This window comes from Bacillus andreraoultii, assembly GCF_001244735.1.
Taxonomy (GTDB): Bacteria; Bacillota; Bacilli; order Bacillales; family Caldibacillaceae; genus Caldifermentibacillus; species Caldifermentibacillus andreraoultii.
Window position 1 is genome coordinate 40595 of record NZ_LN868937.1, and the last position, 21973, is coordinate 62567.

Genomic DNA, 21973 nt, shown 5'->3' on the forward strand with positions numbered 1-21973 from the left:
GAACATGATGAATCGTCAACAATTCCTAAATGAATTAGCTCAACTGAATATCACATTAGATGAAAACCAACTACAACAATTCGAGCAATATTATGAAACATTAATTGAATGGAATGAGAAAATTAATTTAACTGCAATAACAGAGAAAAGTGAAGTTTACTTAAAACACTTTTATGATTCACTGACAATTGTGAAACAGTTTCCTTTGTCATTTCAAGAAAAAATATCCGTTTGTGACGTTGGAGCGGGTGCTGGATTTCCAAGTATTCCGTTAAAAATTGCCTTTCCACAATTAAACGTAACGATTGTAGATTCATTGAAAAAACGGATAACTTTTTTAGAGGAACTAGCAACAGTACTGAAATTGGAGAATGTCCACTTTTACCATGATCGTGCTGAAACGTTTGGACAAAATCCACTTCACCGTGAAAAATATGACTTAGTTACAGCCCGTGGAGTCGCAAAAATGTCTGTCCTTAGTGAACTTTGTCTTCCGTTAGTTCGGAAGGGAGGATACTTTATTGCGTTAAAAGGGGCCAATGGAAAAGAAGAATTAGAAGAAGGGAAAAAAGCCATTTCAACACTTGGTGGGAAGATTAAAAACACGGAATTATTTAATTTACCAGTAGAAAATAGTGAGCGAACAATTATTCAAATAGAAAAAGTGAAACCAACATCAAAAAAATATCCAAGAAAACCAGGTTTACCAGCAAAAAATCCATTATAATAATAGAGGATACATAGCATAGTAATCTAAAAATTAAAAAATATGAAATTTTTAGCAGGAAATTGGTAGAAAAGGTAGAAATATGTATATAGTACATGCAGATAAATTTGATATGTTAAAATAATAACTGTAATTATAAATTTTTATATAACATATAAAAGGGGAACCCTCCTTATCGACAATGGATTGTATGAAATAAATTTTTTAGTAGCTGCGGAACTTTTTTCCAGTTTCTCGGATTAATTTTGTTTCCTCATGCCAAGGAGTTACCAAAAGGATGGTGTATACGAATGAAACATCCATTATCACGTATATTTGGGGTTACTGAGAAAGTTGATACAAATAAAGAGGAATTTAGCGAACAAGAGTCAATAGTAGAAGATAAGGAAGAGATTGTAAAAATACCACTTGATGAGATTATTCCGAATCGTTTTCAGCCGAGAACAATCTTTGATGAAGAGAAGATTGATGAATTGGCTCGGACGATCCACACGCATGGTATTATTCAGCCAATTGTTGTTAGACAGTTGGAGAACGGACAATATGAAATTATTGCTGGTGAGAGACGGTACCGGGCAATAAAAAAATTAGGCTGGGACACTGTACCTGCAATTATTAAAGAAATGAATGACAAACAAACGGCATCTATTGCCTTAATTGAAAATTTGCAGAGGGAAGAACTTACGCCAATTGAGGAGGCATTGGCTTACAATCAATTAATTGAAATCCATGAACTAACTCAAGAAGCTTTAGCACAGCGTTTAGGTAAAAGCCAATCGACTGTTGCTAATAAGTTAAGACTATTAAAATTGCCACAACAATTACAAGAAGCATTGTTAACAAAGGCAATTACAGAGAGACATGCTAGAGCATTAATGCCATTAAAAGATGAAGAAAAACAATTAAAAGTTTTAAACGAAATTATTGAAAAAAATTTAAATGTCAAACAAACCGAAGAACGTGTAAATAAATTACTGTCTAATGAAACAAAAAAGAGACCGAAGCGAATATCATTTAGTAAAGATGTCCGTATTGCGGTCAATACAATTAGACAATCATTACAAATGGTTAATAAGAGTGGAATTAGTGTTGACTCAGAAGAAGAAGAACTCGATGATTTTTATCAAATTACCATTCGAATCCCTAAAAAGAAATCCTAACTTTTATTTACTAGATTACTAGTAAGGTAGACTTGAAACTTGCTTGAAAGATAAAATACGAGAGTACATGTTAAAGGCTGTGAAGAACAGTCTTTTTTTTCATGAGATTGATATTTTATGTTGGATGAAATTTACAATTGCAGTAAATCGACTGGTATACACATTGAAAATATCATTTACACATGTAAATTTGTTTAATTAAAAAGTTTTTTTCTTGTTTTCATGTTAAAATAGAGAAAACTCCGTGTATTAGAGCTAACATCTTGTTCGAAAAATAGTCGAACTTATGTATGTGAATAATATATAAACGTTTTATACTTATACTAGCTAGTTTTTATGTTTTAAGGTAGGTGACATTGTGAGTAGGATTATTGCAATTGCAAACCAAAAGGGTGGGGTAGGTAAAACAACAACTTCGGTTAACTTATCAGCCTGCTTAGCCTATATTGGAAAAAAAGTATTAATTGTTGATGTCGATCCACAAGGAAATGCAACAAGTGGAATTGGTGTTGAAAAGGCTGATGTCTCAAAATGTATATATGATATTTTAATTGATGATGAAGAGACGAAAAATGTCGTTTTATCAACTCAAGTTGAAAATTTATTTATTATCCCAGCAACGATTCAATTAGCTGGTGCAGAAATAGAATTAGTCCCAACAATTTCGCGGGAAATGAGGCTTAAACATGCTTTAGAGCAAGTGAAGGATCAATTTGATTATATTATCATTGATTGTCCGCCATCATTAGGTCTGTTAACATTAAATGCATTGACAGCTGCAGATTCAGTTTTAATTCCAGTACAATGTGAGTATTACGCTCTAGAAGGATTAAGCCAACTTCTAAATACGGTTCGATTAGTTCAAAAACATTTAAATACGGAATTGTCTATTGAAGGTGTTTTATTAACGATGCTTGATGCTCGTACAAATTTAGGGTTACAAGTTATTGAAGAAGTTAAAAAGTACTTTCAAAATAAAGTGTTTAACACGATTATCCCAAGGAATGTCCGTTTAAGTGAAGCGCCAAGTCATGGAAAGCCAATTATTATATACGATCCAAGATCACGTGGGGCAGAAGTATACTTAGATTTAGCAAAGGAAGTGGTGGTGAATGGCTAAACGTCTTGGAAAGGGATTAGATTCTTTATTTCAAACAGTCGAGTTAAAAGATGAAGAAACTGTACAAGAAATTAGTATACAACAATTAAGGCCAAATCCATATCAGCCACGAAAAGTTTTTGCTGATGAAGCATTAGAGGAATTAAAACAGTCGATTATAGAACATGGCATTTTACAACCATTAATTGTTAGAAAAAGCATTAAAGGTTACGAAATTGTTGTTGGAGAACGGAGATATCGGGCAGCAAAAGAGGCAGGATTGGAAATGGTTCCAGCTGTTGTCCGTGAGTTTTCTGAGCAACAAATGATGGAGTTAGCTATATTGGAGAACCTTCAAAGGGAAGATTTAACCCCAATTGAAGAAGGAGCAGCATATCAAATGTTGATTGATCGACTCCATATCACCCAAGAACAATTGGCAAAAAGATTGGGAAAAAGTAGACCTCATATCGCTAACCACGTTCGACTTTTATCATTACCTACTGAAATCCAGCAATATATAACTGAAGGTAAGTTAACGATGGGACATGGCCGGGCATTACTCGGCTTAAAGAAAAAGGAAAAGATAAACATTGTAGCAGATAAAGTTATAAAGGAACAATTAAATGTACGGCAACTAGAACAGCTTATAAATCAATTAAATAATAATGTTCCACGTGAAACAGCGAAAAAGAAAGAAAAGAAAGATGTCTTTTTTGTAGAACAGGAAACACACTTACGAGAAAGGTTTGGTACGCCTGTAAGTATAAAACAGACAAAAAACAAAGGAAAAATTGAAATTGATTTTTTTTCTAAGGAAGATTTAAATCGTATACTAGAAATATTAAATCCAGAATTGAATGAATAAGTCATGATACGTGACTTATTTTTTATTTTAAGTAGAAAACATGATTAACGTAACATGCACATTTATGCAAATTATTAGAAAAAACAAGGGATAAGCGTTGAACAGTGGTCGTGTCAACAACCCATCACTTAACGACTTGACGGTTGGTTTGAAATGGGGTATCCTTGCTGACTTTTAGTAAGAGGAAAAAATTATTGTAGGTGAATGTATGGCATTATTAGGAACAATTGTAAATGCAATATTAATTATTATAGGCTCACTAGTTGGGCGAGCCTTGGCGAATATCCCAGAATCTATGAAAACAACGGTCATGAAAGGGATTGGATTAACTGTTGCTGTTTTAGGAATTCAAATGGGAATGAAAAGTAGTAGTTTTTTATATGTTATTATTAGTATTGTTTTAGGTGCGGTAATGGGTGAGTTATTTCACTTAGAGGAGAAGTTGAATAATCTAGGTGTTTGGATTGAGAGTAAAGTAGGCGGTAAAGAAAAAGGAAATATAGCACAAGGGTTCGTGACGGCAACCTTAATTTTTGCAATTGGCGCGATGGCGGTCGTAGGTGCTCTCGATAGCGGAATTCGTGGCGATCATCAAGTTTTATATACAAAGGGAATTATTGATGGTTTTACAGCTATTATGTTAACTAGTACTCTTGGACTCGGAGTCATTTTTTCAAGTATTCCCGTATTTTTATATGAAGGTGTAATAGCATTGTTTGCCAATCAAATTAATCAATTTGTTCCAAAAGAGTTAATGGATTTATTAATATTAGAATTAACAGCAACAGGTGGAATTATGATTTTAGCTATTGGCTTAAATATATTGGAGATAACAAAAATTAAAGTTGCAAACTTATTACCAAGTCTACTTATAGTGACAATGACTGTCGCAACTGTATATTATTTTAATTAGGTTTCAAGTATAAAAAATTCCAAAAAAATCAAGGCTGGGACAAAACTCCAGTAAAATAAAAATTAAGGCGTTGGAGCTTACACTAAAAAGTGTAGACCCAACGCCTTTTTTGTCACAATTCTAGTAAACAAAAAGGGCACCTTTTGATAAAATTAAAGTGACGAAACAATAATTTTGGAGGTGCCCTTATGTTTAAACATTATAACATGAATCAAGTAGTTTTACCGCTAAATTTAGAAATTAAGTTGAAAGAAAACGATATTGCTTTTGCGATCAATGATCTTGTCGAGAGTATTCCCGAAGAAGCTTTCGAGGACTTCATACGACAAACCGGCCGTCCCGCGTATCATCCTCGTATGATGTTGAAAGTCATTTTGTGTGGATATACGCAATCCGTGTTTTCCGGCCGTAAAATAGAAGCTTTATTACAGGATAGTATCCGCATGATGTGGCTAGCTCAAGGACATGAACCTAGCTATCGCACCATCAATCGCTTCCGTTCTAATCCACTCATTGAAAACATCCTACGTGAATGCTTTGTCCAGTTCCGAAATCAGCTCGTGGAAAAGGAATTGATTGAAGAGGAAGCCATTTTTATTGATGGTACAAAAATTGAAGCAAACGCAAATAAGTTCACCTTTGTATGGCGGAAGTCCATTGAAAGATATAGTGATAAGCTAATTGAAAAGTCCAATCAACTGTATGATGAGCTGCTAGAGAAGGAGATCATCCCAGCAATAGAGCGAGAAAAGGAAGAGGAACTTTCCGTCAAAGAAATGGAAGAAGTAGTCGAAAAGTTAGACGAGAAAATCGAGGAATATAATAAAAAGATTGAAGTATCTGAAGTTGGGAGTGAACGGAAAAAGCTCCGTTCCGAACGCAAATTACCCATACAATCTCGGAAGCAATGGATGGATTTCATTACTCGCAAACAAAAGTATCAAAACGATATGGAGATTTTCGGTGATCGCAATAGTTACTCAAAGACGGACCCAGATGCGACGTTTATGCGCATGAAGGACGACTACATGAAGAACGGTCAATTGAAAGCTGGTTACAATGTCCAAATTGCGACGGAAGGTCAATATGTGCTCGCTTACGATGTTTTCCCAAACCCGACCGATACACGCACTTTAATTCCTTTTCTCGACACGATTGAAGAAAACTTTTTCGAGCTTCCGGAATTCATTGTCGCGGATGCAGGATATGGTAGCGAACAGAATTATGAAGATATCATCGAGAATCGAAATCGAACGCCACTTATTACATACAATCAATATCGAAAGGAGAAGAAAAAGAAGCATAAGGACAACGCTTTTCATGTAGATAATTGGGAATATAATGAGGACGAAGATACTTTTCTGTGCCCAAATGGTCGGAAAGTACGATTTAGCCATCATTCCAAACGAACAGACAGGTACGGATTCACCCGTGAATTTAAAGTGTACGAGTGTGAGGACTGTTCGGATTGTCCACTCCGCGATTTATGCACGAAAGCAAAAGAAGGGAACAACCGAAAAGTCTACATGAATGAAAAGTGGGAGTCCCAAAAAGAATATGTACGTACGAAGCTTTCAGACGAGAAAACTGGTGAAATTTACGGAAAACGTAAAATTGATGTAGAACCAGCGTTCGGTTTTCTGAAGGCTAATTTAGGTTTCACTCGTTTTTCCGTCAGAGGAAAACAGAAAGTGAAAAATGAATTAGCCTTTGCGTTGATGGCGGTGAATATGAGAAAAGTCACCGCCATCAGCGGTAAAATAGTGACGAGAAATGGAAAAACCCCACAAAAAAGGTTCCAAGCAAATTTTTTATTGCCTGGAACCTTTTTATATACTACTTTTGGCTAGTTATGTCCCAGCCTCTTTTTTTAGCGAATGGGAAAGCATATAATTTCAACTGCTTCTATCCTAATGTATAAGTGGACAAGAAAGACTTCTGTTATAATCTCGCAGCTTAAATAAAGTTAATTTCGGTAAATGATGGCTTTGATCATGCCTATAGGGTTTAGACAGCTAACAATTCTTTAACATCAAAAAATGTATGAACTTATTTTGAAACAGTATCTTCATTTATCAATAGTGACTTTGTCTTTGTTCTTTGTTGGAAATTATAAAGTAATCCAGCTTTATAAATACCATCAGATATCGTCTTTGCTAAGTTCATAACTAAATATAATCGTGTGTTTTGCAGAACGAAAAACTCCATAAATCCACTAATATTCACAATTCCAGTCATATGAATATCGCCTACCGATGGCAATGTTTTATTAACACCTGCACCAGGTCTTAATGCGCCTTGCTTGATTTGAATTGTACCAACATTTTTGCTATGACCTAGACAAGCATCAATGCCTATAACAAATGGATTGTGAAAAGTTGTCTCAATTATTTCTAACTTTTCAGCTAAATTTACCGCATGAATCGGTTCTTCTAACGTACCATATATATAGAAATTTTCAGGTAAGTTTTTCTCAGAAACAAGACTCCCAACGAGTGGACCTAGTGAATCCCCAGTTGATCTGTCTGTACCAATACATACGAATACAATAGGTGTTAAATGATCTGTTGGTAAGAATGAAAGTAAACCATTCGCAACTTTCCCAGATGCTAGTTGATCTTCCCAATTAATTTTAAAATCATCTTTTCCTTTGAAAAAACTGGCACCGAACATCGTATTCCCCCTTTACGGGTAATTGTTGTAGTATCAGTTTAGTAATATTTCTATTCTTTTATACATGGATTGCCAATTTAGAAGAAAAGGATTAATTATACTTATTGAATTCTTAATTTATGCTATAATAAATTAATATATGTTAAGTTTTAAATATTGATGTAAAAAGATTAAATTTGGGAAAAAGAATAAATATGAGGAGGAGTTAAAATGGAGGAGAAAACATTTCAGTTGAATGATATTGTTGAAATGAAAAAACAACATCCGTGTGGGGAAAATCGCTGGAAAATCATTCGGTTAGGAATGGATATACGAATTAAATGTTTAGGCTGCTCTCATAGTGTCCTTTTACCCAGAAAAGAATTTGTTCGGAAAATGAAAAAAGTAGTGGGTCATGAGGAATAATGATTAGATCATCATTTTCTTGAAATTGAATGATACTAGTGATTGTTTTTTATAGAAGATATTTTTATAATTGATTCGTTACATATAAAATGAAGATGAAAAAGATAACAGGAGTGAAATAGATGGCTTTAACAGCAGGTATTGTCGGTTTACCTAATGTTGGAAAATCGACACTTTTTAATGCAATTACACAAGCTGGAGCGGAGGCAGCAAATTATCCCTTTGCAACGATTGACCCAAATGTTGGAGTAGTTGAGGTCCCTGATGCACGCCTAGATCAATTGGCGAAAATATACAATCCAAAGAAAACGATTCCGACAACATTTGAATTTACAGATATTGCTGGAATTGTTAAAGGAGCAAGTAAAGGTGAAGGACTCGGTAATAAATTTTTAGCAAATATTCGCCAAGTGGATGCTATTTGTCACGTTGTTCGCTGTTTTGATGATGAAAATATTACTCATGTTTCAGGGCGAGTAGATCCATTAGATGATATTTCGACAATCAATCTTGAGTTAATTTTAGCAGATCTTGAAACAGTCGAAAAACGAATAGCACGTGTTGAAAAACTAGCAAAACAGAAAAACAAAGAAGCATTAGCTGAATATGACGTATTAGTAAAACTAAAAGAAACATTTGAAAGTGAATTACCTGCAAGAACACTTGAATTTAATGAGGAACAACAAAAGATTGTTAAAGGATTTCAACTTTTAACAATGAAGCCTGTTTTATATGTAGCAAATATTGGGGAAGATGATGTTGCGAATCCCTATGAAAATAACTATGTTAAACTAGTTCAGGAATTTGCAAAAAAGGATCAAGCGGAAGTAGTAGTTATATGTGCACAAATAGAAGAGGAAATTTCTGAATTAGATGCTGAAGAAAAAGCAGCTTTTCTTCAAGAACTAGGTATTGAAGAATCTGGACTAGATCAATTAATTCGAAAAGCCTATCACTTATTAGGCTTGGCTACATTTTTTACTGCAGGAGTCCAAGAAGTACGTGCATGGACATTTAAAAAAGGAATGAAAGCTCCTCAATGTGCCGGTATTATTCATAGTGACTTCGAAAGGGGATTTATTCGGGCTGAAACCGTATCATATGAGGATCTTATTACACATGGTTCAGTGAACGCTGCAAAAGAGGCAGGTAAAGTTCGGTTAGAAGGAAAAGACTATGTTGCACAAGATGGAGATGTCATGCATTTTCGTTTTAATGTATAATCATTTAATTTTTTTGGCTCTGTTAAAGGTAAATGTTGATATTTGATGCTTGCCCGAATTCTTGATATAATTAATACAAGATCAGACATTCGGGGTGAGGTTTGGGATGGACAAAGTGTTTAATAACTTGTTAAAGTATATCGACAAATTACCATACACGAAAAAATAACAAGTCTACCAATGGGTAAAACGCTATGTTGACCCAACCTCTTCCGTTGGTGGTCGGCTAATTAATGAAATGAGAGAAACACGTTTTAAAGATGGTTTTGAGTGTCCCCATTGTACCTCTGAACACGTTGTTCGGTTCGGCAAAGTTAGAGGTCGTCAACGCTATCGTTGTAAAAGTTGCTGTAAAAACCTTTACTGATACAACTACCACTGTACTTTATCGCACCAGAAAAGGTGACGAATGGATTACATTTGTGGACTGTATGTTCAAAGGCTATTCCTTGCGTAAATCGGCTGAAATCGTAGGGGTTACTTGGGTTACGCTTTTTTACTGGAGACATAAACTGCTATCTGCCTTAAAACAAATGGATTTTGAGCATTTTGAAGGTATCGTTGAAGTAGACGAGACCTATTTCTTGTACTCTCAAAAAGGGCAACGTGGCATTACAGAATGGAAGCCTCGTAAACGTGGAGGAAAATCCAAACACAGAGGAATCAGCCACGAACAAGTATGTGTTCTTGTTGCAAGAGACCGTACAAAGGCAACTGTCTCCAAAGTTTCTTGTATGGGTCGTATTGTGAAGCCCAAAGTGGAAAAAATCATTGGCTCTAAACTATCATCCGATAATGTGCTTGTAACTGATGCCTGGAGAGCCTACAAAACCTATGCGAAAGACAAAGAATTAGAGCATTACCGAATCAAATCAAATGATGGAAAGCACGTTATTAAAGGCTTATATCATATTCAAAATGTGAACAGCCTTCATTCTCGGTTAAAGAAATGGATTGACCGTTTTAAAGGTGTGGCTACAAAATATCTCGACAATTACCTTGCTTGGTTCTTGTTTATAGACAGTCGAGGTAACGAAAGCACAAAGCAACATATTAAAGAGCTTCTGCTAACATCATTTATATTTGAGATGACAGAAACTAATGATAGTTTGCGGTTGTCTAAATTCAGTGCTTAATCCTTGTCGTTGGTGGATAATAAGTGGAAAAATTGTTTAAAAATGGAGGAACAATCATTTTGAAAAAGTTTCGTGGAAAAAAGCGTTATTTCTGTAACTTTTGGTAAGAAACAACGGCAGAGCAATATAATTTAGACTTTGGAAAAGAAGGTTCGTTTGATTTATGGCACACCCATCTTGATTTTTACGGATTGGGGAATAAAAGTTTGAAGATTAGAAGACAGCATATAAAAGCACATATAGCCTTATATAACAGTTTATTAGAAAAACTCGAAACACTCGGAAAGCCGTATCAATCGTGGGTTAAATTAGTTGATGAAGATGCAGGCTTGGATGCAGTTTATATTCATACTCCTAATCCTAACGAAGACAATTTTCCACTTAAAATAGAAAATATTAATTGGGATTGCACTGTCCCAAAATATTTCAAGGACTTAATAAACTTAAACGAATTTAATGTAGGACATTATAAGTGGGAATCTAATAACAGCTATTTAATCCAGTCTAAAAACAACGGGGTTAAATTGTAGGAATCATACTAAATAAGAATAGGGAAACCTGCTAAACCCTTAAATATTATCAAAAAATTAACATTAAATTTTAACAGAGCCAATTATTTAATATAAGTAGGCATTGGCAGCCAACCCACGCAGATAAAAAAGTTTTAGGCAAACGAATACTTTCATTTCGCCTAAAGTTTCGGATAACAGAGTTTTCATTATAATATAGAATCTTTATCCCTAAAACATTGCAGTTTAAAAAATAATGTGTTATAATAATGAATTGTGAGTAATGATAATTATTGCTCCTTGCTCATTATTGAGCCGTTTTAGTCCAAAAGGAGGTGAATTGAGATGAGAAAGTACGAAGTTATGTACATCATCCGTCCGAATATTGATGACGAATCTAAAAAAGCAGTTGTTGATCGTTTTAACAAAGTATTAACAGACAACGGTGCAGAAATTACAGAAACAAAAGATTGGGGTAAACGTCGCTTAGCTTATGAAATTGAAGACTTCCGTGATGGTTACTATCAAATCATTAATTTTGTTTCTAAACCAGAAGCTGTTCAAGAATTCGATCGTTTAGCAAAAATTAGTGAAGATATTATTCGTCATTTGATCGTAAAAGAAGACGAATAATTAAAATATAAGAATTAAATGTTTCACGTGGAACATTCCAATTTAAGGAGAGTTGATTCTGATGTTAAATCGTGTAGTATTAGTTGGCCGATTAACGAAAGATCCAGATTTGCGGTATACACCTAGTGGGGTTCCTGTCGCTACTTTTACTTTAGCTTGTAATCGGACATTTACTAACCAACAAGGTGAGCGTGAAGCTGATTTTATTAATTGTGTTGTTTGGAGAAAGCAAGCTGAAAACGTTGCTAACTTCTTGAAAAAAGGTAGTTTAGCAGGTGTGGATGGTCGTATTCAAACAAGAAATTATGAAGCGCAAGACGGTAGAAGAGTTTATGTAACAGAAGTTGTAGCTGAAAGTGTTCAGTTCTTAGAACCAAAAGGTGCTTCAAATCGGGAATATCAGAGTTCTCAACCAAGTTATCCTAACTATGATACTCCATTCGGGTCTAACAATCAGAATCAACAAAGAAATCCAAGTCCTGCAAGAAACGATGATCCGTTTTTTGATAATGGACAACCAATTGATATTTCTGATGATGATTTACCATTCTGACCCCTGTCCATATGTGTAATATGTAAAACGTGGTTAATGCCATATGTATCAAGGGTTTTAGAAAAAACAAACTGTGTAAATGTTATGTGTGTATAAGCGTATGTCGAATAGATTATACGCAGTGTGTAAAGTGTGTAAAAAAGTGTGTAAATAAGAAGGATTTTTGACTAACACCATCGAATCTTATTATATAAGTGAAATAGTTCTGCATAGTGTGTGTGGAGAACTTGCGTAGATATATGTTCACTTAATTAATAAGGTTGGTGGTGTTTTTCTTATGCAATCATATTCGGTGGAGAAAACAATAAGAGAAAATGGACAGCATTCAGTTGTATTAGTGGATGAGGACTTAATTATAGTTGAAGAGGTTGCTTTATTCCTACAGTATCTTGAAGGTAAGGGGATGGCATTAAATACCATAGAAAGTTATTGTAGAAGTTTGAAGGAATATTTTACTTGGCTTTCAAGGGAAGAGCTAAGGTTTTATGAAGTGAATAAACGAAGTATGATTTCATTTATTGACTTCATTAAATCAGAAGATGTTGGAAGGAAAGAGGAAAAGTCAGCTAGAACAATAAATAAGTACCTTGCAACTGTTGCATCTTTTTATCAGTATTTTGAAGGGGTTGGGGGATATATAGATGATAACCCTATAACAGTTAAAGATAAGTCGCAAAGGAATAAAAGTTTTTATGTACATACAGTAAATAAAGATAGTTTGAATGTGAATTTCTTTAGGCAAAAGGAAGTGAAGTCAAAGAATACAAAGAGATTATTTCCTAACCAAATTGAAATGCTTTATGAAGCGTTTGATAATTTATCTAACGATGTTGAAGTGGTTACTAGAAATAAGCTATTATTTAAACTTCTTTATGAAACAGGTTGTCGAATAGGGGAGGCTTTAGGATTGCGTCTTATGGATTATTGTGAACCAAATCCAACGGAGCAGATAGGGACAATTTATGTAAAAAAACATAAACCATATTATCACAAAGACCATAGCCTTAAAACGATAGAAAGGGATATCCCGGTTTCAATGGATTTAATATATGCCATAGAGGATTATGTATTGTCTTTTCGACCACAAATAGGGGAGACAGATACAATATTCGTTAATCATGGCACTTCATCAGAAGGTAAATTTATGATAAGAGGTACTGTTGAAACTATTTTCAAGGAGTTATCTGAACAAGCGGGAATAAAATGTACCCCTCATATGTTAAGACATACTCACGGTACAGAGTTAAAAGAAAGTGGATATAGTGAAGTTTACATTATGGATAGGTTAGGTCATAGTTCTATTGAATCAACAAAACAGTATATGCATATTTCTTACGATGCACAAGCTAAGGCCTATAATGACTTTATTCAGCAAAGAAAGGTAGTGTTGGAAGGTTGAGAAATTCAAAAATAAAAACTTTAGATATAAAAACAGATAAATGGGTTATTGACTACCCAACAAGTTTGGGTGAAACAATATCATTTGATTTTACTTATCTCCCTAATGCTTGGTTTAAGAAACTTCAAAAGCAAATAACAATAGAATGTTTTACATTAGACAAGCCAAGTGTAGAAACATTAAACAGATATAACTACTCTTTAAAACACTTCTTTAATTTTATTAAGCAGTATGAAATAGATTTAGATAAATATGAGGATCTTACCCACCAACACACCCAAATGTTTTTATTTTATTTAAAGCAACAAGATATGGCCAATTCCACAAGAAGTACAGCGATATCTGCTTTAAAATGGATTGTATTATATGGTCAAATTTTTGAGTATGAAGGTTTTCCTAAAAGGCAAATATTTGATGGTGAAGAATATCAATCTATAAAAACTGAAGATGTTCTAAAGACAAAGTACATTCCAGATGATGTAATAAAACAAATTGAGTTAGCTTTACAAAAAGAAGAAGATTTAATTATAAAAAGCCTTATAGAGATTGGAATTGATACAGGAATAAGATTGAGTGAAGCATTAGAGTTATCTGAAGGATGTATAACTGAAGATTTCACGGGAAAGCCTGTACTCCATGTGATTTCTTCTAAAAATAACACAGAAAGATTTATCCCTGTTTCCCGACGTGTTAAAAAAGCTGTGAAAACTTTAGAGGAACAAACAATGAAAGGTAGAAAAGCTATAGGACTGGACAATTTAACAGTATATTGGATGCCACAAGCAAAAAGATTTGATAAGATGACACAACCTAATTTTAGATATAGGTTAAAAGGGTTCCTAAAAAAACATAAAATCATAAATAGTGAAGGGAATCTATATCCTTTAACCTATCACGCATTCCGTCATACATTAGGAACTGATATGTTAAACCGGGGTATGTCAATCTTTGAAATACGTGACTATCTAGGACATGAATCATTACATTCAACAGCTGGATATGCAAAATTTAAAAATCAAACAGTTCAAAAAGAGTATAGCAAATTAGGGTTTATTGGGATGATTGTAGAAGAAATAAGTGAAGAGTCGATGGGAAAGGGGAAAGAGTTGGATAAAGACACTTTAAAAGCAGCCTCTTTACCAGACGGAGCTTGTAAAAAACCAATTGATAACCAAGGCAATATATGTGCGAGGTTTAATATGTGTATTATTTGTCCCAAGTTCATTACAACTCCTGCTCATCTTCCGGTTCATAAAAACCATTTAGAACGATTACGGGCTGATAGAGAGTTTTATATGGCTACTGAGTATATTGGTTCCCAAAATCATTTAGAAACGATAGAACATGCCTTAGAAACGATTATAGACCGATTAGAGGTGATTGAGAGTGGAAGTTAAGAATAATACAAAAGAAATTAAAGAAAAAGGATTACCACTATTTGGTTATGATCCTTCCAATCCAAAAAAGGATTTTCATTGTGGAAATAGTATGTTTTCAGATATGGAGTGGGATTTTAATGGATATGTAGATAAGAAACATCTTAGTGGAGCAAGATTAAAAATAAAATTTTATGCATTTGAACATAAGCCAGAAATGTTAGAAGTAGTTAAATGGTTTATGCATCACGAAATGACTACAGGAGATATATTGACTGCAAAAAGGAGTATGGATGGTATTGTAAAATACATAAAATTTATTAATGAATATGTGCCAGAGGTAGAATCGTTTGCTGAAATATCCAAAGAGCTTCTTATAGCATATTTTGACCATTTACTTATTGCGAAAAGTGAAACAACGGGTAACCCTCTAAGTCCTGTAACAATAAAAAAAGCAGCTCTTGCGATTAAAGAAGTTCTTATTAAGGGGAGTGTAAAAGGTTGGGATGTTCCAGACGATGTTGGATATGTTCAAAGGTTGTATGATGATAAAATTATTAATAATAAAGCCCTAAAAACAGATTCAAAAAAGCAGATGAAAAAGTTGGCAGCTAAGGTTTCTGATGAAGACCTAATTGATAAAATAGTAAAAACAGCTATGAAAGATTTAGAGCAAAATAGAAATATACTTGTGGCATCGGCAACTGTCATTACATTACAACTTGGACTAAGAATAAGTGAAATCATTACGATTGAAACAGGGTGTCTAAAACCAATAGGCGGAGAAACAATGATTGATTGTGGTACAGAAAAGTTACATTCCGAACGTATTGAGGTCCTAAAGCCGGCGAATGAACTAGTTATCGAAGTTATATCCAAATTAGAAGAATATTCAAGGCCATTAAGGAAAGAGTCAGGATTACCCTATTTGTTTTTAAATAGGAAAAGAAATGAAAAAGGATATCCAGTTGCACTTGTTAACCATCCTAATTGGAATAAAAACTATCTTAGACCTTGGTTAAGAGAACATCAATTTTATGATTCAAATGGTAATTTAATAGATTTTACTTCCCATACGCTTAGACATGCATTTGCTACCTATGCTCTAAAAGGTGGAGCATCTATAGAAGTAATTTCTGAAATCATGAATCATAAAACTATACGAGGAACACAGCATTATACTCATCCAATTCAAGAAGAAGTAAAGAGACGTTTCAATGAAGTTTTAAATGAGGGTGCTATATTATCTGGTAAAAAGGCACTCCAAATTAAAGATAAATTAAAAGAGCATAACCCGTTTAAAGGCAAAACGACCGATCAAGTTGACAAACTTCGCAGAGCTATGAAAATTCAAGTGTTATCACACGGATTGTGTTTACACCATCCAATGCGTAACGAACCTTGTGCCGGTGACGGTGTTTGCTTGGGTTGCCGAAATTTTTTAACAACACCTGAGTTTCTTGACGTGCATAAGGGGCGTTTAGAGAGAGTCAGAAATGAATTATCCAAAGTTCCAAGTGAAGGGCCTTATGAAAATAAGTTAAGAAGAATGGAATCCTATTTAGTAGATATTATCAAAGATCTTGAAAAACAATTGAATTACTCAGGGGAAAAAGACAATACAGAATATAAAAATCCCGCTATGCTAGGGGGTTAAACATAATGGCAAATGATAAACAACAAGATATGCTTATTAGAATAGATCAGGCTATTACCAATCTAAGACGTGGAAAGAAAAAACTATCAATCTCTAAAATTGCTGAAAAAGCTGGGGTTGCAAGAAAGACTATTTATAACCACTCAGAATTAAAACAGCGTTGTGATCAAGCCATTCATATTCAAGAAGAACAAAATAAAGCATTACAAGAAGTTGCAGCTGGTTCAGTTACCGAAGCTAAAACTAAGCCTCTAACTGGAAGGAAACTTCTTGAAGAACGATATAGAAAGTCAAGAGAAGACTTAAAGTTAGAACGTGAAAAGAATGCAAAATTGTTAGAGAATAATAGACAGCTTGTGTTAGAAAAAGCTGAATTGAAGAATAGAATTCAGATGTTGCAACAACAAATGGAGAGACTTAAAGCTCAAAAGGTAAAACCTTTAAAATAAATAGCTTCACATAAATAACTAACGGGTTCGGTTTTGAAGCACAAAATATGAGATATCATTCCAATTACAAAATCGCAATCCAAATAACATAATGACAACAGCTATTGTCAACGTGCTAATTATGTTTAATTGGTACGCTATTTCTATGCTGATTTTCATAAACCAAGTAGACAATTGTAATATTATGTTAAAATAAATATAGAGTTTGTGAAGAAATACACTTACACTAACGGGCAGTTTAGTTGAAGAAGAAAAATTAAATATTAAGATAAAAACGCTCAGAATAAATTGGTACCGACCCCCGAAAGTTAGAGTAATAAATCTAACTTTCGGGGGTGTTTTTATGGCAAAATATAGTGAAGAATTCAAAATAAGACTTGTCACCGAGTATTTAGAGGGAAACATTGGGTATGGATCATTGGCAAAAAAATATAATATGGGAAGCCAGACCTCTATACGTGAATGGGTGAATGTATATAAGGCTCAAGGGATGGATGGGTTAAAACATAGGAAAACGAAAAAGGAATATTCTGTTCAATTTAAGATGGATACGATACAATTTATGTTAAACACAGGTGCTTCTTATTTAGAAACTGCTGTTCATTTTAATTTGAACAACCCTTCCTTGATTATTCGCTGGATGAAAGAATTTCATGAACAAGGAGTAGAAGGCCTAATTCCAAAACCAAAGGGGCGGTCTTCTATGTCTAAGAAACACAATAAACAAAAGAAAAAGGAAGAAAAACAATTAACACGTGAAGAAGAATTGGAACGTGAGAACGAACTACTAAGGTTAGAAAATGCATACCTAAAAAAGCTGAGAGCTTTTCGGGGAAATCCGAATGTCTTCCTCGAAAAGCCCAAGCAAAACTGGCATTCGAACTCAAAGAAGAAGGATTCCGATTAAAGGATATTTTCCTTGTGGTGGGTATTCCTGAAGCAACCTATCACTATCATATCAAAAACCTTGAAAAAGAAGACCCGGACAGGGAACTTAAGGAACTTATTACTGACCTATTTAAGAAATTTCATGAACGCTATGGTTATAAACGCATCACGAAGGAATTAAATAAATTAGGACATCGTGTTAATCATAAGAAAGTGTATCGACTTATGCGAGAACTAGGATTGAAATGTGTAAAATTTATGCGGAAATCCCGTAAATACAATTCCTATAAAGGAAAGGTTGGGAAGGTTGCAAAAAACCGAATTTCCCGCCGTTTTAGCACACCTATTCCTCTTCAGAAATTAGTAACCGACATTACAGAATTCAAATGTCTTGGGGAGGAGAAGTTATATCTAAATCCAATTCTTGATCTTTATAACGGAGAAATTATAGCGTTTGGAATTAGGAAACGTCCAACATTAGATCTTGTCATGGAACCTTTAAAAGAAACAATAGGAATAATAGAAAATCATGCAACCTATCGCACTACTATTCATTCCGATCAAGGCTGGCATTACCAACACAACCAATGGGTGAAGACATTAAAAGCAAATAAAATATTCCAAAGTATGTCGCGTAAAGCAACGTGCGCAGACAACGCTTCGATGGAGAATTTCTTTGGCATTTTAAAGCAAGAAATGTATTATGGGGAAAAACTAGTAAGCTATGAAGAATTAAAAAGAAGAATAGAAGAATATATCTACTGGTATAACAATGAACGTTCAAAAGAAAAATTAGCCGGATTGAGTCCAGTCGAATACCGAACTCAATCCAGCCAATCAGCTGCATAATAAAACTCTAACTTTTGGGGGTAACCACCATTTATGAGCGTTTTAGTTTGCTGTTTTAAATGCTTTTCTAAAGCCTGCTGAATAAAGAATGTACAATATAATGAATTTTTTTGATTGTATGTTCGATAATATATAAGAGTTATTCCGTAACACAGTTGGTTTTGTTTTGCTGTTCTCTTGTAATTTTTCACTTTTACAATAGAACTTGATCCGAATCAATTTTTATTTCATAGAAACATCCTATACTAGAGTCATCGACAAGGAATACAAATGAAAATGAAATTGGAGGGAATCAACATGCAAAGATATATATTAACCTGAATTATTCACAGAAATTCAGAAACTTATTATAACTTATGGATTACCAAGCCTTTTCGGCTTTATTGTAATTCATTAAAAAAATGAAAAAAGAATCCATTTCTGTTAAAGTTAAAGTAACCAAAACAAAAACCAAACAGAAAGGACTCTTTATATGGTTACTTTAACGCAAAAAACACTTGATTTCAATCATAAAATTAAATTGTCAAATGATGGAGGTTCTCTTTCCTCCGATACAGGTGAGTTTCTTTTTAGAGAATTCGATGAAAAAATTGGTTTTTCAAAGACTTTAGTTAAGTACTTGAGACTTAACGATTCAAGGAAATATTATCTTCATTCAAATGAAAACTTGTTACGTCAAAAAGTCTATCAAATCATTGCCGGGTATGCGGAAGATGATGCGGCTGATCAGTTGACTCATGATCCTGTGTTTAAGGAAATCATTGAAACTCCAACACTTGCTTCCCAGCCCAGTTTGTCTCGCTTTTATACACGATTTGATAAAGATTCAATTGAACAATTAAATCTGGCTAACCAAGAAATGCTTGATAAGATTCATTGTTTTCGACAATCGAAAGAGTTATTTATCGACTTGGATTCGACTCATTCGGATACATATGGGGACCAAGAATCTTCGTCATATAATACTCATTATGGCACGATGGGTTTTCATCCATTAGTCGCCTTTGATGGTGCGACTGGTGACTTTTTGAAAGCACAACTCCGTCCCGGAAATGTTTATACATCAAATGGTGTGGTGGAATTTATTCGGCCTCTCATTAAACATTATAACGAAATGTTTCCGGAAACTACCCTGTTTCTTCGTGGAGATAGTGGGTTTGCTGTTCCGGGATTATACGATCTGTGTGAAGAAGAATCTGTTTTGTATATTATTCGGTTGAAATCGAATTCACAACTACAAAGTTTAGCGAAGGAATACCATCCTTCTTCCGCACCTTTAGATGTTTCCAAGACGGAAACCTATTATGAAGAAACGATTTACCAAGCAAAATCATGGTCAAAACCAAGAAGGGTGATTATTCAATCGGTACGTCCTGCAGGTGAGCTGTTCTTTACCCATTCCTTTTTTGTTACTAACTTTGAATTAGCTTTTCCTCAAGATATCGTCCGAGCTTATCAAAAAAGAGGGACGATGGAAAACTATATCAAAGAAGCAAAAAATGGNATTTATGAGCGTTTTAGTTTGCTGTTTTAAATGCTTTTCTAAAGCCTGCTGAATAAAGAATGTACAATATAATGAATTTTTTTGATTGTATGTTCGATAATATATAAGAGTTATTCCGTAACACAGTTGGTTTTGTTTTGCTGTTCTCTTGTAATTTTTCACTTTTACAATAGAACTTGATCCGAATCAATTTTTATTTCATAGAAACATCCTATACTAGAGTCATCGACAAGGAATACAAATGAAAATGAAATTGGAGGGAATCAACATGCAAAGATATATATTAACCTGAATTATTCACAGAAATTCAGAAACTTATTATAACTTATGGATTACCAAGCCTTTTCGGCTTTATTGTAATTCATTAAAAAAATGAAAAAAGAATCCATTTCTGTTAAAGTTAAAGTAACCAAAACAAAAACCAAACAGAAAGGACTCTTTATATGGTTACTTTAACGCAAAAAACACTTGATTTCAATCATAAAATTAAATTGTCAAATGATGGAGGTTCTCTTTCCTCCGATACAGGTGAGTTTCTTTTTAGAGAATTCGATGAAAAAATTGGTTTTTCAAAGACTTTAGTTAAGTACTTGAGACTTAACGATTCAAGGAAATATTATCTTCATTCAAATGAAAACTTGTTACGTCAAAAAGTCTATCAAATCATTGCCGGGTATGCGGAAGATGATGCGGCTGATCAGTTGACTCATGATCCTGTGTTTAAGGAAATCATTGAAACTCCAACACTTGCTTCCCAGCCCAGTTTGTCTCGCTTTTATACACGATTTGATAAAGATTCAATTGAACAATTAAATCTGGCTAACCAAGAAATGCTTGATAAGATTCATTGTTTTCGACAATCGAAAGAGTTATTTATCGACTTGGATTCGACTCATTCGGATACATATGGGGACCAAGAATCTTCGTCATATAATACTCATTATGGCACGATGGGTTTTCATCCATTAGTCGCCTTTGATGGTGCGACTGGTGACTTTTTGAAAGCACAACTCCGTCCCGGAAATGTTTATACATCAAATGGTGTGGTGGAATTTATTCGGCCTCTCATTAAACATTATAACGAAATGTTTCCGGAAACTACCCTGTTTCTTCGTGGAGATAGTGGGTTTGCTGTTCCGGGATTATACGATCTGTGTGAAGAAGAATCTGTTTTGTATATTATTCGGTTGAAATCGAATTCACAACTACAAAGTTTAGCGAAGGAATACCATCCTTCTTCCGCACCTTTAGATGTTTCCAAGACGGAAACCTATTATGAAGAAACGATTTACCAAGCAAAATCATGGTCAAAACCAAGAAGGGTGATTATTCAATCGGTACGTCCTGCAGGTGAGCTGTTCTTTACCCATTCCTTTTTTGTTACTAACTTTGAATTAGCTTTTCCTCAAGATATCGTCCGAGCTTATCAAAAAAGAGGGACGATGGAAAACTATATCAAAGAAGCAAAAAATGGCTTTTACTTTGATCATATGAATAGCCACGCTTTTCTAGTGAACGAAGTAAAAATGATGTTAACACTTCTTGCATATAATTTGACCAATTGGTTACGAACTCTTTGTTTTCCGGAAGGTCAAAAAACTATGCAAATTGATACGATACGTACTCGGTTAATTAAAGCGGCAAGTAAAGTCGTGAAATCAGGCAGATCCCTTTACTTCAAACTATCATCGAGTTTTGTGTATCAAAATTTCTTTTGGGATGTACTGAATCGAATTCAAAAACTACAATTGGAATGACCAATAGAATACTTCTCATAACTGAAAAAAATAAATTTTTCAGTCAAGGGGGAAGTATGCCCAAAATACCAGAGTTGTTCTATTGAAAATTCAGTTATTTTATGAATTGGCTACGGTTCTTAATTAAATACCGTTATGTTCAACTAATTTAACAAATTTTATCAAATGGGATTTGTAGCTATGAATATTTCAGGT

At 34.1% G+C, this 21973-nt stretch carries 19 protein-coding genes and 2 pseudogenes; 20 read left to right on the forward strand and 1 reads right to left on the reverse strand.

Going from position 1 to position 21973, the window contains the following annotated elements:
- The first annotated feature begins 7 nt into the window (after positions 1 to 7).
- The 6 genes from rsmG to BN2144_RS05760 all read left to right on the forward strand — a co-directional run bounded on the left by rsmG (position 8) and on the right by BN2144_RS05760 (position 6617).
- Positions 8 to 727: a 16S rRNA (guanine(527)-N(7))-methyltransferase RsmG gene (rsmG, locus tag BN2144_RS05735; protein WP_033827345.1), complete on the forward strand. Its 720-nt coding sequence runs from the start codon at positions 8 to 10 to the stop codon at positions 725 to 727.
- A 290-nt stretch (positions 728 to 1017) separates the two neighbouring features.
- Entirely contained in the window at positions 1018 to 1887 is an 870-nt protein-coding gene (gene noc, locus BN2144_RS05740) for a nucleoid occlusion protein (protein ID WP_033827346.1), read from the forward strand.
- A gap of 358 nt (positions 1888 to 2245) precedes the next feature.
- The gene (locus BN2144_RS05745; protein ID WP_033827347.1) at positions 2246 to 3007 is read left to right on the forward strand and encodes a ParA family protein; all 762 of its coding nucleotides are present in this window, start codon (positions 2246 to 2248) and stop codon (positions 3005 to 3007) included.
- Positions 3000 to 3854: a ParB/RepB/Spo0J family partition protein gene (locus tag BN2144_RS05750; protein ID WP_033827348.1), complete on the forward strand. Its 855-nt coding sequence runs from the start codon at positions 3000 to 3002 to the stop codon at positions 3852 to 3854. Before BN2144_RS05745 ends, BN2144_RS05750 begins: the two co-directional genes overlap by 8 nt.
- Positions 3855 to 4062: 208 nt before the next feature.
- On the forward strand, positions 4063 to 4767 hold the full coding sequence (locus tag BN2144_RS05755) for a DUF554 domain-containing protein (RefSeq protein ID WP_033827349.1): 705 nt from the start codon (positions 4063 to 4065) through the stop codon (positions 4765 to 4767).
- Between the two features lie 188 nt (positions 4768 to 4955).
- Entirely contained in the window at positions 4956 to 6617 is a 1662-nt protein-coding gene (locus BN2144_RS05760) for an IS1182 family transposase (protein ID WP_230199675.1), read from the forward strand.
- 199 nt (positions 6618 to 6816) lie between these two features.
- Here the strand turns inward: BN2144_RS05760 and yyaC are convergent, their stop codons facing one another.
- On the reverse strand, positions 6817 to 7440 hold the full coding sequence (yyaC, locus tag BN2144_RS05765; protein WP_033827350.1) for a spore protease YyaC: 624 nt from the start codon (positions 7438 to 7440) through the stop codon (positions 6817 to 6819).
- Positions 7441 to 7650: 210 nt separating this feature from the next.
- On the opposite strand from yyaC, the gene BN2144_RS05770 reads away from it, so the two are divergent.
- From BN2144_RS05770 to BN2144_RS05835, 14 genes and pseudogenes are all read left to right on the forward strand, one after another.
- Complete coding sequence (locus BN2144_RS05770; protein WP_033827351.1) at positions 7651 to 7845, forward strand: DUF951 domain-containing protein; 195 nt, start codon at positions 7651 to 7653, stop codon at positions 7843 to 7845.
- Positions 7846 to 7967: 122 nt separating this feature from the next.
- Positions 7968 to 9068, forward strand: coding sequence for a redox-regulated ATPase YchF (ychF, locus tag BN2144_RS05775; protein WP_033827352.1), 1101 nt, complete (start codon positions 7968 to 7970; stop codon positions 9066 to 9068).
- A gap of 106 nt (positions 9069 to 9174) precedes the next feature.
- Positions 9175 to 10204 (forward strand): annotated as a pseudogene (locus BN2144_RS05780) (IS1595 family transposase).
- A 206-nt stretch (positions 10205 to 10410) separates the two neighbouring features.
- Positions 10411 to 10734, forward strand: coding sequence for a hypothetical protein (locus BN2144_RS05785; protein ID WP_230199709.1), 324 nt, complete (start codon positions 10411 to 10413; stop codon positions 10732 to 10734).
- A gap of 324 nt (positions 10735 to 11058) precedes the next feature.
- A complete protein-coding gene (rpsF, locus tag BN2144_RS05790) occupies positions 11059 to 11346 on the forward strand; it encodes a 30S ribosomal protein S6 (protein ID WP_033827353.1) in 288 nt (95 codons plus the stop codon).
- A 61-nt stretch (positions 11347 to 11407) separates the two neighbouring features.
- Positions 11408 to 11899, forward strand: a complete 492-nt coding sequence (gene ssb, locus BN2144_RS05795; RefSeq protein WP_033827354.1) for a single-stranded DNA-binding protein — start codon at positions 11408 to 11410, stop codon at positions 11897 to 11899.
- 292 nt (positions 11900 to 12191) lie between these two features.
- A complete protein-coding gene (locus tag BN2144_RS05800) occupies positions 12192 to 13298 on the forward strand; it encodes a tyrosine-type recombinase/integrase (RefSeq protein ID WP_230199710.1) in 1107 nt (368 codons plus the stop codon).
- Positions 13295 to 14695, forward strand: coding sequence for a tyrosine-type recombinase/integrase (locus BN2144_RS05805; RefSeq protein ID WP_033827356.1), 1401 nt, complete (start codon positions 13295 to 13297; stop codon positions 14693 to 14695). Before BN2144_RS05800 ends, BN2144_RS05805 begins: the two co-directional genes overlap by 4 nt.
- Positions 14685 to 16331 (forward strand): tyrosine-type recombinase/integrase, encoded by a 1647-nt coding sequence (locus BN2144_RS05810; protein WP_230199711.1) that lies wholly within the window; start codon positions 14685 to 14687, stop codon positions 16329 to 16331. The genes BN2144_RS05805 and BN2144_RS05810 overlap by 11 nt, the downstream gene beginning before the upstream one ends.
- Before the next feature lie 5 nt (positions 16332 to 16336).
- A complete protein-coding gene (locus BN2144_RS05815; RefSeq protein ID WP_033827357.1) occupies positions 16337 to 16780 on the forward strand; it encodes a TetR family transcriptional regulator in 444 nt (147 codons plus the stop codon).
- Between the two features lie 343 nt (positions 16781 to 17123).
- A complete protein-coding gene (locus BN2144_RS05820; protein WP_033826331.1) occupies positions 17124 to 17687 on the forward strand; it encodes a helix-turn-helix domain-containing protein in 564 nt (187 codons plus the stop codon).
- Positions 17585 to 18517, forward strand: a complete 933-nt coding sequence (locus BN2144_RS05825) for an IS3 family transposase (RefSeq protein ID WP_139017856.1) — start codon at positions 17585 to 17587, stop codon at positions 18515 to 18517. Before BN2144_RS05820 ends, BN2144_RS05825 begins: the two co-directional genes overlap by 103 nt.
- Positions 18518 to 18989: 472 nt before the next feature.
- A pseudogene (locus BN2144_RS05830) lies at positions 18990 to 20027 on the forward strand (IS1380-like element ISBco1 family transposase); the annotation flags it as partial.
- 437 nt (positions 20028 to 20464) lie between these two features.
- Entirely contained in the window at positions 20465 to 21778 is a 1314-nt protein-coding gene (locus BN2144_RS05835; protein WP_017550355.1) for an IS1380-like element ISBco1 family transposase, read from the forward strand.
- Positions 21779 to 21973 lie beyond the last annotated feature (195 nt).